Source organism: Streptomyces sp. NPDC107522, from assembly GCF_055657525.1.
Window position 1 is genome coordinate 1 of record NZ_JBVKAU010000006.1, and the last position, 14,419, is coordinate 14,419.

Below are 14,419 nucleotides of genomic sequence, written 5' to 3' on the forward strand. Positions count from 1 at the left end.
AGCGTGAGGGAAACGCCCGGTTACATTCCGAACCCGGAAGCTAAGCCTTACAGCGCCGATGGTACTGCAGGGGGGACCCTGTGGGAGAGTAGGACGCCGCCGAACAAATCTTGAGAAAACCCCCGGCCGGGGATACCGGTTCGGGGGTTTTCTGCGTTCCGCTACCGTGGCGTGCATGAACTACGTGATCCGTTCGATACGTGCCGACGAGTGGCCCGCTGCTAAGGAGCTCAGACTGGTCGCGCTGCAGGATCCCGTCGCGCACCTCGCCTTTCTGGAGACCTACGAGGATGCCCTGGCCCGGCCTGATTCCTTCTGGCAGGAGCGGGCCGCCGGAGCCTGTGAAGGGGCCGACAAGGCGCAGACGATCATCGCCGAGGGGCCGGACGGGCGGTGGGTCGGCACGGTGACCGTACTTCTGGAGGAGCCGGGGACGACCGACTGGGCCGGCTTTCCGGTGGAGCGGAAGCAGGGGCATCTCGTCGGTGTGTTCGTACGGCCCGAGGAGCGGGGCAGTGGACTGACCGAGGTGCTGTTCGATGCCGCCCTGGAGTGGGCCTGGGAGCGGGGTGCCGAGCGGGCGCGGCTCATCGTGCACGAGGACAACGGGCGGGCGGCGCGGTTCTACCGCAGGGTGGGGTTCCTGCCGAGCGGTGTTGTGGTGCCGCTGGGCGGGAAGCCGGACGAGAAGGAACTGGAGTTCGTCCTCGAGCGGCCGTAGTGGGCGGGTCTGCTGAGCGGCTGGTCCTACACCGGCAGTTCGGTGTGCGGCCAGCGCGAGCGCGCCTGTTCCCTTGACCGGAGCAGGGCCAGGGTCGGCATACCCCGGTCCGCTCCGGTGGCCAGCAGCTCCGGGAGCTGGGGAAGCGGAGCCACGGCGGCGACGTCGTCCAGGACGAGCGTCAGTGGTGGGTCGAGGCGACCGGAGGATGACCGTTCGGCCATGCGCCGGCCGCGCTCGACCACGCTTGCGGCGAGGGCCGTCAGGAGTGGCATGGCGCCCGGGTTGGCTCGGGGGTCCTCGATGGATTCACCCACCAGATAAAGCGTGCCCCCTTCATGGACGTAGGAATCCAAGGCGAGCGCATCAGTTCGGTTTGGAGTGCAGGCCTCTCGGACGTTGACGGTGTGGAGGGCGGAGAGGGCCCTTGTGGTCAACTCCTGGGCCATGTCACGGCGTTCCGGATGGGCCGTGAGGGCCGCTTCTAGTTCGCCTGCCGCGCCTGGGGCCGCCTTCGGGTTCGTACGGAGGATTCGTACGGCGTCCTGGACCTGGGTGCCCTGGGACCAGCGGTGGACGTGGCGGATGGTGCGGCCGTCGATGGCGGCGGCGTGGAGGTAGCTGCGCAGGAGCGTTTCGGCTACCGCCGCGAGGGCCTGGTCGAGTTTGGAGGTCGGGCGGACCGGGGCGAGGAGGGCGGCCGCTCGGTCCGTTGCCGTCTTCTTGTCCTCGCAGCCTGTGGTGGGGGACCAGTGGAGGCGGGCCGGGGTGTCACAGAGGTGGGTGGGGTCGTAGAGGTGGATCGGGCCCAGTTTGGCTCTGGCGTCCTTGGTCTGCTGCCAGAGGGCTGGGTTTGAGGTGACCACCAGGGTGGGGCCTTCCGCGTCGCGTACCGCTCGGGTGGCGGTTTGTTGGCGGCTCTCCCTTGGGGCTACGAGGATTCTTTCCCAGCCGCCCACCCGTTCGGCAAGCAACGGGCTGTGGAGCCCCGCCTCAGGAGCCGCCCCCTCGCTGCGTTCCGTCGCCCCCACCACCGTCGTCGGTCGGCCCGCGCCAGGACGTACCCCCTGCGGCTGGTACCCACCCTGCCACGCCCCCGTCGCCTGCCCCTCCGCCCGCGGCGCCGGCACCTCACCCTGCGCCGCCGCCGGACCGGCCCCAGTGCCTGGGGCGCCAGCGCCCGCTGCCTCAGTCCCCGAGCCCCAAGCACCTGCGGCGCCAGCCCCCGCCCGCTCCGTGCCTGAGCCCCACGTGCCCGTGGCCCCAGTGCCGGCGGTGCCCGTACCCGAGTCCCAGGCCCCCACACCCTCGGCCGCCGCGCCTCCACCGCCCGAGAACCCCGCCGAGCCGGCTGAAGCCGCAGATCCCGCCGAGGCCGCAGACCCAGCCGACTCCACCGACTCCCGCGCACCCCCCGTCTTCCCCACACGCCGCCCCGCCCGGACCGCGCGCCACCTCGCCACCGTTCCCAGTACGAAGACAGTCAGGACGACCAGCACCATGCACTGGCCGATGAACAGGCCCCAGAACAGGCCGTAGCCCGAGAGCTGGCCCGGTGGGGTGGCCGGCCAGGCGCCGGGGATGTCGTGGGGCTTTTCGATCAGGTGGCGCATGGCGAGGGGGGTGCGGGTGAAGGTGACCCCGGACGGCCAGGTGCCGTGGGCGAAGAGGGCTGCCAGGCCCGTTGCCGTCCAGACCAGCAGCGTCATGCCGAGGAGGAAGGCGAGTATGCCGATCAGCAGGCCGTCGGGGATGCCTCCCTGGCTGCCACGGCCTTCCCGAATGGCCCGGAAATCTCGGCTGTCCCGGCTGTCCCGGTGTCCGTGGTGGTCGTCCGGTCTCACGCTGTCTGCCCCCTTACGCCACCGTCGATTCGGAGTCGCCCAGGTGTTGTTCCACGAAGGCCGCCGCTCGCTCCTCCGCCTCCAGCTCGGCGGCGCGCAGGGCATCGTCGGTGAGGTGGTCGGTCGATGATTCGGTCATCGCGCGGTCGGTGAAGACGAGGGGGCGTTCGGTCTCGGTGACCAGGTGTTTGACGACCTGGACGTTACCGTTGACGTCCCACACCGCGATGCCGGGAGTCAGGGTCGGGATGATCTCCACCGCCCAGCGGGGGAGGCCCAGGACGCGGCCCGTCGCTCTCGCCTCGTCGGCCTTCTGGGCGTAGATCGTCCGTGTCGACGCCATCTTCAAGATCGCGGCCGCCTCCTTTGCCGCCGCTCCGTCCACCACGTCCGACAGGTGGTGGACCACCGCCACGAAGGACAGACCCAGCCGGCGGCCGAACTTCAGCAGGCGCTGGAACAGCTGGGCCACGAACGGGCTGTTGATGATGTGCCAGGCCTCCTCGACCAGGAAGATGCGCTTCTTCCGGTCGGGGCGGATCCAGGTGTGCTCCAGCCAAACGCCGACGATCGCCATCAGGATCGGCATCGCGATCGAGTTGCGGTCGATGTGGGACAAATCGAACACAATGAGCGGCGCGTCGAGGTCGATGCCGACCGTTGTCGGGCCGTCGAACATGCCGCGCAGGTCACCGTCGACCAGACGGTCCAGCACCAGCGCCACGTCCAGGCCCCACGCCCGTACGTCGTCTATGGCGACGTTCATCGCCTCGGCCGACTCCGGCTCGGGGTGCCGTAGCTGTTCGACGATGTCGGTCAGGACCGGCTGGCGTTCGATGATGGTCTCGTTGACGTAGGCGTGCGCGACCTTCAGGGCGAAACCGGAGCGCTCGTCGAGGCCGTGGCCCATCGCGACCTCGATGATGGTCCTCAAGAGCGCCAGCTGGCCCGTCGTCGTGATCGCGGGGTCGAGCGGGTTGAGGCGGATCCCCATGTCCAGGGCGGCCGTCGGGTCCAGGCGGATCGGCGTTATCCCCAGCTCCTGCGCGATGAGGTTCCATTCGCCGACCCCGTCCTCGCCCTGGGCGTCCAGGACGACGACCTGGCGGTCGCGGAAGCGCAGTTGCCGTAGGACGTAGGTCTTCTCCAGGGCCGACTTGCCGTTGCCGGACTCGCCGAGGACCAGCCAGTGCGGGGCGGGGAGCTGCTGGCCGTACAGCTGGAAGGGGTCGTAGATGTAGCCCTTGCCGGAGTACACCTCGCGGCCGATGATCACTCCCGAGTCGCCCAGGCCCGGCGCGGCGGTCGGGAGGTAGACCGCCTGGGCCTGGCCCGTCGACGTGCGCACCGGCAGCCGGGTCGTCTCGACCTTCCCGAAGAGGAAGGACGTGAAGGCGTCGGTGAGGACGGACAGCGGGTCCCGCATCAGGTCCTACCTCCGAATGCCGGTGGCGAAGGGGAGTGTGTTGACGAATGCCCGGTGGTGCTCACGGTCGCACCATTCCAGCTTCAGATACGACTTTCCGGCGGACGCCCGGATGGTCCGCTTGTCGCGGGCCAGGGCCTCGGGGGTGCGGGAGGAGACGGTGATGTAGCCGACGAGGTTGACGCCGGCGGCTCCGCTGGCGAGGTCCTCGCCGCGCTGGTCGAGGCGGTTGTGGGCGGCGACGTCGCGCGGGTCGACCGTGCGGTTCATCTTGGCGGCGCGGCTCGCCTCGGCCTCGTCGTTGGTCTTCTCGGTCAGCATGCGCTCGATGGCGATCTCGGTGGGTTCGAGGTCCATCGTGACGGCGACCGTGCGGATGACGTCGGGCGTGTGGACGAGTAGGGGCGCCAGGAAGTTGACGCCGACCGGGGTCATCGGCCACTCCTTCACCCAGGCCGTGGCGTGGCACCAGGGCTGCCGGGTGGCGGACTCCCGCGTCTTGGCCTGGAGGAACGTCGGCTCCATGGCGTCCAGCTCGGCCGGCCAGGCGTTGCGTTTCGTCATCGCCTGGATGTGGTCGATCGGGTGGTCCGGGTCGTACATGGAGTGGATGAGGGAGGCGAGGCGGCCCTGGCCCAGGGGCTGCCGTACGCGGATGTCCGCCTCCTGCAGGCGCGAGCAGATGTCGGTCAGCTCGCGGGCCATGACGACCGCGAGACCGGAGTCCCGGTCGACCTTGCCGCCGTGTGGGCGGGCCGCGCGGGCCATCGCCATGGCCTCGGCAGCCAGTTCGCGCGTGTAGTGCATGCAGGCGACGAGGTAGGCGCGGTGCTGCTCGCTGCTCGTCGACACCATCGACTGGAGTTGGTCGTACGACTGCTGCAGCCATCCCGGGGCCCGGTCGTCGCCGCGTACGGCTACGTCCTTGGCGTGGGCGTCCGGGTCGGCGGGGAGGGTGCGGGCCAGCATCTGCAGGCGCGTCACGAAGCCGTCGCCGTTCGCCACGTGCTTGAGCAGGGTGCCGAAGCGGTCGACGAGGGCTTCCTGGTCCTCGGAGTCGCGCAGGCCCACGCCGGGCCCCTCGATCTCGATCGCGGCCGTCACGGTCCGGCGGTCGGCGTGGAGCAGTACGGCGATCTCGTCGGGGCCGAAGGGGGCGGCCAGCCAGGTGATGCGGCCGATGCCGGGCGGGGGGCCGACCTCGACCTCGCGGCCGTCCAGGCGGGTGCCGGCCTCCATGGCGCCGGAGCGGTAGGTCGTGCCCTGGCGGAGGGTGCGCTTGTAGCTGCGGTTGATCTCGAACCACTTGTAGAAGGTCCGGTGCTTGTACGGCACGTACACCGCGGCCAGCGCGAGCAGCGGGAAGCCCATGAGCAGCACGATGCGCGCGGACAGGACGGGGACGAGGAGTCCGCACATCATGCCGAGGAACGCGCCCGCGATGATCAGCGCGATCTCGCCGGTCTCGCGGTTGCGGCCGACGATCGCGTTCGGCCGGGCGCGGCCGATCAGATATGTACGGCGGGGCGTGACCGGATGGGACACATGGGACTCGGTCGTCAACGCCCGTCACCTCCTGAACGAGTGCTGCTGTTGCGGGTGTTGCTGGCGTGGGGGGTGTTCACGGGGCTGCTCGAACGGGGTGCGGGTGCGGCGGAGGGGACAGATCCGCCGCCCCCGTTCGAGGAGCGCGAACTGTGCGCGGCGACGCCGCCGGAGGCGGGGTTCGAGGGGCGGGGGGAGCTCGAGCCTCCGCCGCCGTTGTTGTCCGCGCGGGAGCTGTGCGTCTTGATGCCCTGGGCGACGAGGGTCGCCGGGGAGCTGATCACGGCGGCGGCCTTGCTTTCGGCGCCGCGCATGATGCGGTTGTTGCGGGTGTTCGCGATCTCGTCGCCGAAGCCGGGGACGAAGCGGTAGATCATCGCCGAGGCGAAGATCGCGAGCAGGATGATGGCGAGGCCGGAGACCACGGCGGCGAGGGAGTCGGGGCCCTCTTCCGTGGCGAGGGCGCCGGCGAGGCCGAGGACGATGACGATCACGGGCTTGACCAGGATGACCGCGATCATGATGCCGGCCCAGCGGCGGACGTGGCCCCACAGGTCCTTGTCCACGAGGCCCGCGTAGACGACGACGCCGAGCAGGGCGCCGACGTACAGCAGTACGGCCCGCAGGTACAGCTCCAGGTAGAGGATGCCCGCGGCGAGGATGGAGATCAGTGACACCAGGATCAGCATGATCGGGCCGCCGCCGATGTCGTTGCCCTTGTCGAGGGCCTCGGAGAACGTGCCGAAGAACGTGTCCGTCTGGTCGCCGGTGGCCTTCGCGAGGACGTCACTGACGCCGTCGGTCGCCGAGACCACGGTGTAGAGGATGAGCGGTGTGAAGGCCGACGCCAGCACGGTCAGCCAGAGGAAGCCGATGGCCTCCGACAGGGCCGTCGCGAACGGCACGCCCCGCACGGCCCTCTTGGCCACGGCGAGCAGCCACAGGAGCAGCGTGAGGATCGCCGAGGCCGCGAAGACCACGGCGTAGTGCTTCAGGAACGTCAGGTTCGTGAAGTCGACGGTCGCGGTCTCCTTCACGGCCTTGCTGAGCTGGTCGACGGTCCAGGAGGCGGCGTCGGCACAGCCCTTGGCGAGGGAGGAGAGGGGGTCGAGGGTGGAGGTGGGGTCGGTGAGGGAGGGAGTGCGGCTGGCTCCGCCGGATCCGCCGTTGTCTTGTTCGCAGTAGTCCTTGGCGGGGCCACGGATGAGGTCGCAAGGGTCATTGCTGGCCGAGGGAGTGGGCGTGGGTGCGGCGATGGCGCGGGTGGCCAGCAGCACGGCTGTGGTTTGTACGGTGGCGAAGACCGCGGTGACCTTGAGGAAGCGGCGGTTAGCGCGCATAGGTGAACCCTCCGTACTCCTCGACGGCCTTCGTCATGTCGTCGGCAGTGGAGGCCCTCTGGTCCCGTCCGACGGGCACGGGTCCGTCCTTCTGCTGGAAGTCGGTGACTTTCCAGTCGTGGTCGACCCACTTCAGCTGGTAGGTCGTGGTGTACCAGCTCTCGGACACCGGGTTGGTCGAGCCGTCGCCGGAGAGGCCGAAGAGGGACGTGTACCAGACCTCGACAGTGGCGGCACTCTCGGAGAACGAAGTGGTCTTGGTGCCCACTGGGATGACCCGGGAGACGAACGTCTGGCCCGCCGGTGCGGCGCCGTCCTTGTCGAGGCCGATGTTCGTCAGGAACTGCTCGCTGGAGTACGCGTTGTCCAGGTCCGCCTGTCGGCTGGCGGCGACATCGGGGGCGTAGACCGTGCTGACGATCTCGTGCCGTCTGGCCGTGTTGAACATCTCGGCGGAGCCCAGGGCCACGGAGTAGTTGGTCGCCGCGCTCTGAGCCCCCTGCTCATCACGCGTGAACCCCGCCGGAATCCCCCCGTTCTTCCCCTCCACCGGCCGCACACCACTCGCCGCCGTCGCCGAAGACTTCGGCTGGTTCTCGTCGCCCCCCGCGGAAGCGGAGTCGTCGCCTCCACGGTTCGCGAAGGCGATCGCTGCGATGAGGAGGGCCACCACGCCGACCACCGTGACCAGGCTCCGGGACGACGAGCGGCCACCTCTGCGCGCGCCCCCGTACACGTCACCGCCGCCTTCCGGCAGGCGGGTGCGGGTCTGACCCGTGCCTCCGTAACCGCCGGAGGCCTCCCGCTCGTCTCCGAGACTCATGCCGCGTACGCCCCCTCGGCGTCGGACGAAAACACGTTGGAGTACGACGGTAGCCGTGCTGGTTCCCGCATGGGCGCGGTGTGGTGACTCGACATCAGGGAAACGCAACCTCAGCCGGTGGGCACGACGGGTGGGTAGGGGGCGGGGGGACCGGGCGTGCCCGGAGCGGACGGAGGAGAGGGAACGGTCAAACGGCCATGCCGTACACGATGGTGAACAGCGTGCCCAGTGAGCCGATGATGAAGACGCCGGTCAGCCCCGCGATGATGAGGCCCTTGCCCTGTTCCGCGCTGAAGGTGTCGCGCAGGGCCGTCGCGCCGATGCGCTGCTTCGCCGCGCCCCAGATGGCGATGCCGAGGCAGATCAGGATGGCCACCGCCATCACGACCTCGATCATCACCTTCGCCTCGTTGCCCAGGCTGCCGAAGGGGCCCCAGTCCGGAGCGATCCCGCCGATGATGGTGTTGATGTCGCCCTTATCGGCCGCAAAGAGCATGTAAGTCACCGCCCCTGTTGGGTAGTTCCGCAGTCCCCTGCGCCGCGCAGAGGTCAGGCCTCATTCTCGCCGACATTGTCGCCGTCGTATGTCGACTTGGCGTCATTGATGGGCGGGATTCGTACGAATACCTCGTACGGTCACTCTGTGTATCACGGCAGGTCACGCCGGGCAACGAGGCCTGAGCGGAACCTGTCGTGTGGTTGCGTCGTTAGCCCTCTTCACGCCGTGTGCCGTTTCTGACGGCCGGTCGGGTGACTGGCTGGGTGGCGGTTCGCGCCGTTGTTCTCCGGGTGAAGGCTACCCGGCGGCGTCACCTGTGGGTCCGATGGTCCGCCCGCGTGCGACTGGTGACGGAGGGTCAACCGGTGTGCGTTCTTCCCCTCGTCCGCCTCCACGTCGGCCCGATGCTCCGGCTTCGTCCGTCCCCTCCGCTTGCAGGGCGCCGACCGCTCCGCCGCCGGCGAGCGCGTGCCCCGACGTCGAGACGACAGACGACCTGGCGTCGGCATTGGACCGGGCAAAGATCCCCTGCCCCGTCCTCGGCAGGTCGCCCAGCGGTGACGCCACCAGATGCGGTGCCGAGTTCGGGAACGGGGAGCCTGTCGAACTCGAACTCCATCTGGACACCCCCAGCAACATGGGTACCGCCCTTGCCCTGCGCCGCAACCCGCCCTACCAGCACCCCCTGGTAGCCGCCGGCAACTGGTACATCCGCGTCATGGACCCCGACTTCGCACCCCGCGTGGCCAAGGCCCTGCGCGCTGTCGTTCTCAGGCCCCTGGGCGAGACCAGTTCTCCGACCAGCCTCCGTACGAGGACCAGCTTCCCGGGATTCCGGACAAACCCACCTACAAGAACCTCGACGCGTTGGCCGACAAGGTGGACGCTGCCGTGGGATGTACGGGCCGGGACGAAGGTGTCAACGACCCGGCACTGAGCTGGAAGTCTCTGAACTGCACCACGGGCAGGGGAGGGCAGCAGCACCAAGAGCACTGCGCTGACCTCGCCATCTACGACGATGCGCGGTCGCGCGACGAGGGGCTCTGGTCGAAGATCACCGGTGGGCAGACTCCCAAAGGCCTGGTCGCCGGCTCCAACTGGTCGGTGGCCCTGTGCGACGAGGCTCTGGTGGACGACGTGGTGAAGCGAGTGGGCGGGGTCGAAGTCCGGTGACTCACCGCCAGGGGGGACGACTCCCTTCCTGCGGAGGGTGAACCGGGAAGGGATCAAGGTCCTCGCTCCACGACGCTCGGGTGAGCGACCGCAGGATGTTCGGCCGTGACCGAATGCGCACCCCACCGCGCCGGGCGCGGGGTTGCCGTTGGATCGTCAGCGGGGTTTCAAGCCGTGCAGCAAGTGGTGGACCAGGTCCTGTACGCCCGCCAGCGCTGCCTCCGGCGTCAGCCAGCCGGCCGCGATGAAGCCGGCCACTCCGTGGAGGGCGGCGCCTGTGACGAGGTTGAGGGATTCCGGGTCGCCCTCGATGATCTCGCCGCGTTTCTGGGCGTCGGCGAGGACGCGTTCGAGGCTGCCCACCGTCTGCTCGACGGCCGCCGCCATCTGTTCCGAGGCGTCGGGGTCGTGCTTGCGTGCGTACATGAGCTCCAGGAGCTCGGCGTTGTCGATGGCGAAGGTGAGGTAGGCCCGGGCCAGGGCGGTGAGGCGGGGCTCCAGGGGGAGCGCTGAATCCTCGGCCGCCGTCAGTGCCTGGGCGAGCCGCTCGTATCCGGCCAGGGCCAGGGCGTTGAGCAGGGCCTGCTTGTCCTTGAAGTGCCGGCCGGGGGCGGCATGGCTGACGCCGACCTCGCGGGCCAGTTCGCGGAGTGAGAGGGAGGCGACGCCCTTCTCACGCAGGGTGCGTTCCGCGGCGGCGAGCAGGGCGGCGCGCAGGTCTCCGTGGTGGTAGGGGCGGCTCTCGGGCATGGACACCATCGTAGCTTGATGTTGGCGGTGCCATCTTTGTTGGCGCCGTCAGCATTGTTGTCATTGACAGCATTGTTGGCGGCGCCTACATTCGAGGGCATGGCTGATGACAAGACGAAGAAGACATGGGATGCGGCCCGCCTCTCCGACCTCGCCGGCCGCACGGCCGTCGTCACCGGCGCCAACAGCGGCATCGGCCTCAGGGCCGCGGACGCTCTGGCCGGCGCCGGCGCGCACGTCGTGTTCGCCGTGCGGGACCTGGAGCGGGGCCGGGCGGCAGCGGCGACGGTGAACGGCAGCACCGAGGTGCGGCGGCTGGACCTGGCGGATCTCGCCTCCGTACGGGAGTTCGCGGACGGCTGGCAGGGGCGGCCCCTGGACCTGCTGATCAACAACGCGGGCGTGATGATGCTGCCGCAGCAGCGGACCGCGGACGGCTTCGAGATGCAGTTCGGCACGAACCACCTCGGCCACTTCGCGCTCACGAACCTGCTCCTGCCGTACGTCACCGACCGGGTGGTGACGGTGTCGTCCACCGCCCACCGCTGGTTCGGCGCGAGGATCCGCTTCGAGGACCTGAACTGGACCTCCGGCTACGACCCGAACCGCGCCTACGCCCAGTCCAAGCTGGCCAACCTGCTCTTCACGCTGGAACTCCAGCGCCGTCTGACGGAGTCGGGCTCCGGCGTCCGCGCCTTGGCCGCCCACCCCGGCTATTCCGCCACCAACCTTCAGAGCCATGCGGGGAACCCGGTGATGCGGGGGCTGATGAAGATCGGCAACAGGTTCTTCGCCCAGGACGACAAGGCGGGCGCGCTGCCGACCCTGTACGCGGCGACGCAGGATCTGCCGGGCGCGAGCTACGTCGGCCCCGACGGGCTGGCCGAGATGCGGGGCGCGCCGACGCTGGTCGGGCGGACCGCGGCGGCGAGTGACGCCGAGGCGGCGCGGCGGTTGTGGACGGTGTCGGAGGAACTGACGGGGGTGAGCTGGCCGTTGGAGCAGGTGGGCATCGAGTGACCAACCCGGACGACGCGAGGAGGCCGGCGAACGCGGTTACGTCTGCTGCAGCGCCTCCCGCATCGCCTTCGCGGTGGTGGCCGGGTCGTAGTCCTCGGGGACGCCCTCGACGAGGATGATGTCGCCCTCGATGTGCCGGGAGCGCAGGGGCGCGATCTCCTGGTAGGCGGGGGAGTCCCACCACGCCCTCGCCTCGGCGATCCCGGGGAAGCCGATCACCACGACGGCCCCGGGCCAACTGCCCTCCTTCGTCTCGTGCGGCGTGATATGCACGAGGAAGCGGCCGCCGTACGGTTCGAAGGTGGCCGGGATGCGCTCGATGTACTCGGCGATCTCCGGGTGCGGGGCGGCGTCCCGGAGGTGGGCGATGGCGTAGGCGGGCATGGCGTCCTTCCGTTCGTTCCGTTCGTTCCGTTCGGTCGGGTCCTTGCGCTCACGATCGTGGCACGTGGGTTCGCCGGGATCGATGACCTGCCAGGTAATGGGACGCCGGGGACGTCACTCCACGAAGTGGTCGAACTCGCCTGCCTGGACGCCGAGTACGAAAGCGTCCCACTTGCGGCGGTTGGTGGTGACCACGTTGTCCGGGTCGCTGGTCTCGCGGATGTAGACGGGCGCCTCGCCGTCTTCGCCCTCGCCGAAGGCGATCTCGATCCAGGGGCCGGGGCCGGTTGCCTCCGGCGGGGCGGCGCGTTCCCAGGTGAGGTTCGGGGGGATGTCAGGCACGGGCGGTTTCTTCCTTGAGGGTGGCGAGGAGGGCTTCGAAGGCGGCCGGGGTGGCCTTGAGTATGGCGCCGGTGGGGTCGCTGCTTTCGGTCAGGCGGATCGTTTCGGTGGTGGCGGCGACGTGGACGCAGGAGTCGCCTTCGCCGCAGGACGAGGACTTCTGCCACGTTCGGGCGACGTGGACGCAGGAGGCGCCCTCGGAGCAGTACGAGGACTTCTGCCAGTGGGGGTTCACGGGGATTCCCTTCAGAACTCTCGCATCACGTTGTAGATGAGGTCACGGGTTTTCTCCGGGGGGAGAGCGATGGCCTGGATACGGCCGAACAGGGTGCGGTACTTGTGCAACTGCGCCTCGGCGTCGAGGAACAGGAGGCCGTGGGCCTGGTCGAGATACACGGTGTCCAGCTGCGGTACGGAGCCGTGGGCGTAGTGGATCGACTGCCCGGATCCCGGGTAGGCGCCGACATCGAAGGTGACGGTGCGCAGGGTGATGTGGTCTCGGTCGCTCATGTCGAGCAGGTGCTGCAATTGCCGGCGGGCGACCGTGGAGCCGCCCACTCTCATACGCAGGGCGGCCTCGTGGATGATCGCCTCGTACGGGACCGGGTCGTTTTCCCGGAAGAGGACCGCTTGCCGCTTGATGCGGAACGACAGGCGGTGCTCGATGTCGGGCGGTGAGAGCTCGGTGACCGCCTGACGGAAGATCTCGAGTGCGTACTCGCGGGTCTGGAGCAGGCCGGGGATGCGGGCGGTGGTGGAGTCGCGCAACGAACGGGCGTGGTGCTCCAGTTCGGCCAGATCGAGCAGCGGCTGGGAGAGCGAGTCGCGGTACTGCTCCCACCAGCCGCGTGTGCGCTGAGAGGTCATTTCGCTCAGTGCGTCGATGAGGGGCTGGTCGGAGCAGTCGTAGTGGCAGGCGATCGTGTGGACGCGCTCGGGGCTCACGCCTACGCGACCGGCCTCCATGTTGCTCACCTGGGCCTGCTTAATGCCGAGGAGTTGACCGGCTTGGGTGGAACTCAAGCCTGCGCGCTCGCGCAGTTTCCGCAGCTCCGCGCCGAAGCGCAGTTGGCGACCCGTTGGGTTCCTCACGGGCTTGCCGCCTCCTTGCTGTCACTCACACGGGTGGTAGTGAAGGAGAAGCCTCAATTTCGGTGAAGACCTTCACTGCTCACCGCTACCTTACAGCTGGGCCCCTCGCTCAGAAGTGCACCGTCCGACGGGGCGGCACCGCCACTGAGTAACCGTCCAACTCCCTGCCGTGATCGGAGACTTCCATGGCCACCGTATCCCCGTCCTGGGCCTACACCCTCCAACTCCCGCGCGATCCACGCGCACCGGGTATCGCCCGCGCAACCCTCCGCACCGTCCTCGCCGCCCACGGCCTCGCCGACGTCACCCCCACCGCCGAACTGCTCGCCGCCGAACTCCTCGCCAACGCCCACCGCCACACCACCGGGCCCTACGCCCTCCGCGTCCGGCCGATGGACCCCGGTCGCCTCCGAGTCGCCGTATGGGACACAGACCCGAGGGTCCCACCGGGATTCGGTGCCGAAGCCGCCCTGCCTCCCGACGACGCCGAGGACGGGCGGGGTCTCCATCTCCTACGCGCATACGCGGACGCGACCGGCGTCTCCGTGCTGCGGGAGCTCGGGGCGTCGCAGGGCGGGAAGCTGCTGTGGGCCGAGTGTGAAGGGGCCGTTTGACGGTTCTCTCACCTTCGTCGGCCACAGTGGCACTCGATGAAGCGCACCTCCCGTACCTCCCCTGCCTCCCGCCTCTCGCTGTACGCCGTCACCGTCCTGCTCGCCGTCACGTCGGCCTCGGCGGCGGCCGCGGGTGACGGGCTGGGGCCCTTCGGGGTGACCGGCACGGCGATCGCCGCCGTGCCGTCCGCCCGGGTCGGGGCCCTCTTTCCCGCCGACCGCCGCTCGCGACTGAGCGGTGGCCACTTCTGCACCGCGTCCGTCGTACACAGTCCGCACCGGGATCTCATCCTCACGGCGGCGCACTGTCTGGACGACAACCCGGGGGATCTTGTTTTCGTGCCCGGATATCGGGACGGCGAGGCGCCCCACGGAGTGTGGACGCTCGGGCGGCGGTTTCTGCCCGACGGGTGGGCCGAGGGGAAGGACGAGGACAGTGACGTGGCCTTCGCGGTGGTCGAGCGGCAGGGTGGGCGGGGCGTCGAGGACGTCGTCGGCGGGAACCGGTTCGCCGGCGGGACGGCCACCGGGGCCACCGCGGTGACCGTCACCGGGTACCCCAACTCCCGTGAGACGCCGATCAGGTGCAGCAACAAGCCCGCCCTGCAGAGTCGTAGGCAACAACGCATCTCGTGCCCCGGGTTCAGCGGGGGAACGAGCGGGAGTCCCTGGGTGAACGGGGACGGGCAGGTCGTGGGGGTGCTCGGCGGACATGAGGGGGGCGGGGCCACGGCCGACGTGTCGTACAGCGTGGTGTTCGGGTCGGAGGCGGCGAGGCTGTACCGCGAGAGCGCCGGTTGCGGCGAGTCCCCGGGGGGAAGCTCCTAGACTGGCGCGGGCGGACTC

Annotated in this window: 16 protein-coding genes and 1 rRNA gene; 6 read left to right on the plus strand and 11 right to left on the minus strand. The window is 69.5% G+C overall.

Annotation, left to right across the window (positions count from 1 at the left end):
- Nucleotides 1–105: ribosomal RNA gene (gene rrf / locus ACZ7L6_RS20180) — 5S ribosomal RNA — on the plus strand; the annotation flags it as partial.
- A 70-nt stretch (nt 106–175) separates the two neighbouring features.
- Nucleotides 176–721, plus strand: coding sequence for a GNAT family N-acetyltransferase (locus ACZ7L6_RS20185; RefSeq protein ID WP_471925732.1), 546 nt, complete (start codon nt 176–178; stop codon nt 719–721).
- A gap of 26 nt (nt 722–747) precedes the next feature.
- Here ACZ7L6_RS20185 and ACZ7L6_RS20190 read toward each other — a convergent pair whose 3' ends face one another.
- The 6 genes from ACZ7L6_RS20190 to ACZ7L6_RS20215 all read right to left on the minus strand — a co-directional run bounded on the left by ACZ7L6_RS20190 (nt 748) and on the right by ACZ7L6_RS20215 (nt 8,195).
- Nucleotides 748–2,565: a type IV secretory system conjugative DNA transfer family protein gene (locus tag ACZ7L6_RS20190; RefSeq protein WP_471925734.1), complete on the minus strand. Its 1,818-nt coding sequence runs from the start codon at nt 2,563–2,565 to the stop codon at nt 748–750.
- Between the two features lie 13 nt (nt 2,566–2,578).
- Nucleotides 2,579–3,991, minus strand: a complete 1,413-nt coding sequence (locus ACZ7L6_RS20195; protein ID WP_471925736.1) for an ATP-binding protein — start codon at nt 3,989–3,991, stop codon at nt 2,579–2,581.
- 6 nt (nt 3,992–3,997) lie between these two features.
- Complete coding sequence (locus tag ACZ7L6_RS20200; protein WP_471925738.1) at nt 3,998–5,554, minus strand: SCO6880 family protein; 1,557 nt, start codon at nt 5,552–5,554, stop codon at nt 3,998–4,000.
- Complete coding sequence (locus tag ACZ7L6_RS20205) at nt 5,551–6,876, minus strand: energy-coupling factor transporter transmembrane component T family protein (protein ID WP_471925740.1); 1,326 nt, start codon at nt 6,874–6,876, stop codon at nt 5,551–5,553. The genes ACZ7L6_RS20200 and ACZ7L6_RS20205 overlap by 4 nt, the downstream gene beginning before the upstream one ends.
- A complete protein-coding gene (locus ACZ7L6_RS20210; RefSeq protein ID WP_471925742.1) occupies nt 6,866–7,699 on the minus strand; it encodes a hypothetical protein in 834 nt (277 codons plus the stop codon). The genes ACZ7L6_RS20205 and ACZ7L6_RS20210 overlap by 11 nt, the downstream gene beginning before the upstream one ends.
- A gap of 187 nt (nt 7,700–7,886) precedes the next feature.
- Nucleotides 7,887–8,195 (minus strand): hypothetical protein, encoded by a 309-nt coding sequence (locus tag ACZ7L6_RS20215; RefSeq protein ID WP_004000049.1) that lies wholly within the window; start codon nt 8,193–8,195, stop codon nt 7,887–7,889.
- Between the two features lie 870 nt (nt 8,196–9,065).
- Here ACZ7L6_RS20215 and ACZ7L6_RS20220 point away from each other — a divergent pair.
- Nucleotides 9,066–9,371, plus strand: a complete 306-nt coding sequence (locus ACZ7L6_RS20220; protein ID WP_471925744.1) for a hypothetical protein — start codon at nt 9,066–9,068, stop codon at nt 9,369–9,371.
- A gap of 156 nt (nt 9,372–9,527) precedes the next feature.
- Here the strand turns inward: ACZ7L6_RS20220 and ACZ7L6_RS20225 are convergent, their stop codons facing one another.
- Nucleotides 9,528–10,130, minus strand: a complete 603-nt coding sequence (locus tag ACZ7L6_RS20225) for a TetR/AcrR family transcriptional regulator (protein ID WP_471925746.1) — start codon at nt 10,128–10,130, stop codon at nt 9,528–9,530.
- Between the two features lie 90 nt (nt 10,131–10,220).
- Here ACZ7L6_RS20225 and ACZ7L6_RS20230 point away from each other — a divergent pair, with 90 nt between their 5' ends.
- Nucleotides 10,221–11,141 carry an oxidoreductase gene (locus tag ACZ7L6_RS20230; protein ID WP_471925748.1) on the plus strand — a complete coding sequence of 307 codons (921 nt, stop codon included), beginning with the start codon at nt 10,221–10,223 and terminating at the stop codon, nt 11,139–11,141.
- Between the two features lie 36 nt (nt 11,142–11,177).
- On the opposite strand, the gene ACZ7L6_RS20235 is transcribed toward ACZ7L6_RS20230, so the two are convergent.
- The 4 genes from ACZ7L6_RS20235 to ACZ7L6_RS20250 form a co-directional block, all read right to left on the minus strand.
- Nucleotides 11,178–11,525, minus strand: a complete 348-nt coding sequence (locus tag ACZ7L6_RS20235) for a DUF1330 domain-containing protein (RefSeq protein WP_471925750.1) — start codon at nt 11,523–11,525, stop codon at nt 11,178–11,180.
- A gap of 114 nt (nt 11,526–11,639) precedes the next feature.
- Entirely contained in the window at nt 11,640–11,867 is a 228-nt protein-coding gene (locus tag ACZ7L6_RS20240; protein WP_471925752.1) for a DUF397 domain-containing protein, read from the minus strand.
- Nucleotides 11,860–12,102 (minus strand): DUF397 domain-containing protein, encoded by a 243-nt coding sequence (locus ACZ7L6_RS20245; protein ID WP_471925754.1) that lies wholly within the window; start codon nt 12,100–12,102, stop codon nt 11,860–11,862. Before ACZ7L6_RS20245 ends, ACZ7L6_RS20240 begins: the two co-directional genes overlap by 8 nt.
- A gap of 11 nt (nt 12,103–12,113) precedes the next feature.
- The gene (locus ACZ7L6_RS20250) at nt 12,114–12,959 is read right to left on the minus strand and encodes a helix-turn-helix domain-containing protein (protein WP_471925756.1); all 846 of its coding nucleotides are present in this window, start codon (nt 12,957–12,959) and stop codon (nt 12,114–12,116) included.
- Nucleotides 12,960–13,144: 185 nt separating this feature from the next.
- On the opposite strand from ACZ7L6_RS20250, the gene ACZ7L6_RS20255 reads away from it, so the two are divergent.
- Nucleotides 13,145–13,573 carry an ATP-binding protein gene (locus ACZ7L6_RS20255; protein ID WP_471925758.1) on the plus strand — a complete coding sequence of 143 codons (429 nt, stop codon included), beginning with the start codon at nt 13,145–13,147 and terminating at the stop codon, nt 13,571–13,573.
- A 36-nt stretch (nt 13,574–13,609) separates the two neighbouring features.
- On the plus strand, nt 13,610–14,401 hold the full coding sequence (locus ACZ7L6_RS20260; RefSeq protein ID WP_471925760.1) for a trypsin-like serine peptidase: 792 nt from the start codon (nt 13,610–13,612) through the stop codon (nt 14,399–14,401).
- The last annotated feature ends 18 nt before the right edge of the window (nt 14,402–14,419 follow it).

Bases quoted from the DNA above. Each gene is read 5' to 3' on its own strand.
- ACZ7L6_RS20210 (WP_471925742.1), bottom strand. From the start codon at position 7,699: ATGAGTCTCGGAGACGAGCGGGAGGCCTCCGGCGGTTACGGAGGCACG.
- ACZ7L6_RS20185 (WP_471925732.1), top strand. From the start codon at position 176: ATGAACTACGTGATCCGTTCGATACGTGCCGACGAGTGGCCCGCTGCT.
- ACZ7L6_RS20225 (WP_471925746.1), bottom strand. From the start codon at position 10,130: ATGGTGTCCATGCCCGAGAGCCGCCCCTACCACCACGGAGACCTGCGC.
- ACZ7L6_RS20235 (WP_471925750.1), bottom strand. From the start codon at position 11,525: ATGCCCGCCTACGCCATCGCCCACCTCCGGGACGCCGCCCCGCACCCG.
- ACZ7L6_RS20230 (WP_471925748.1), top strand. From the start codon at position 10,221: ATGGCTGATGACAAGACGAAGAAGACATGGGATGCGGCCCGCCTCTCC.
- ACZ7L6_RS20195 (WP_471925736.1), bottom strand. From the start codon at position 3,991: ATGCGGGACCCGCTGTCCGTCCTCACCGACGCCTTCACGTCCTTCCTC.
- ACZ7L6_RS20260 (WP_471925760.1), top strand. From the start codon at position 13,610: ATGAAGCGCACCTCCCGTACCTCCCCTGCCTCCCGCCTCTCGCTGTAC.
- ACZ7L6_RS20215 (WP_004000049.1), bottom strand. From the start codon at position 8,195: ATGCTCTTTGCGGCCGATAAGGGCGACATCAACACCATCATCGGCGGG.
- ACZ7L6_RS20255 (WP_471925758.1), top strand. From the start codon at position 13,145: ATGGCCACCGTATCCCCGTCCTGGGCCTACACCCTCCAACTCCCGCGC.
- ACZ7L6_RS20205 (WP_471925740.1), bottom strand. From the start codon at position 6,876: ATGCGCGCTAACCGCCGCTTCCTCAAGGTCACCGCGGTCTTCGCCACC.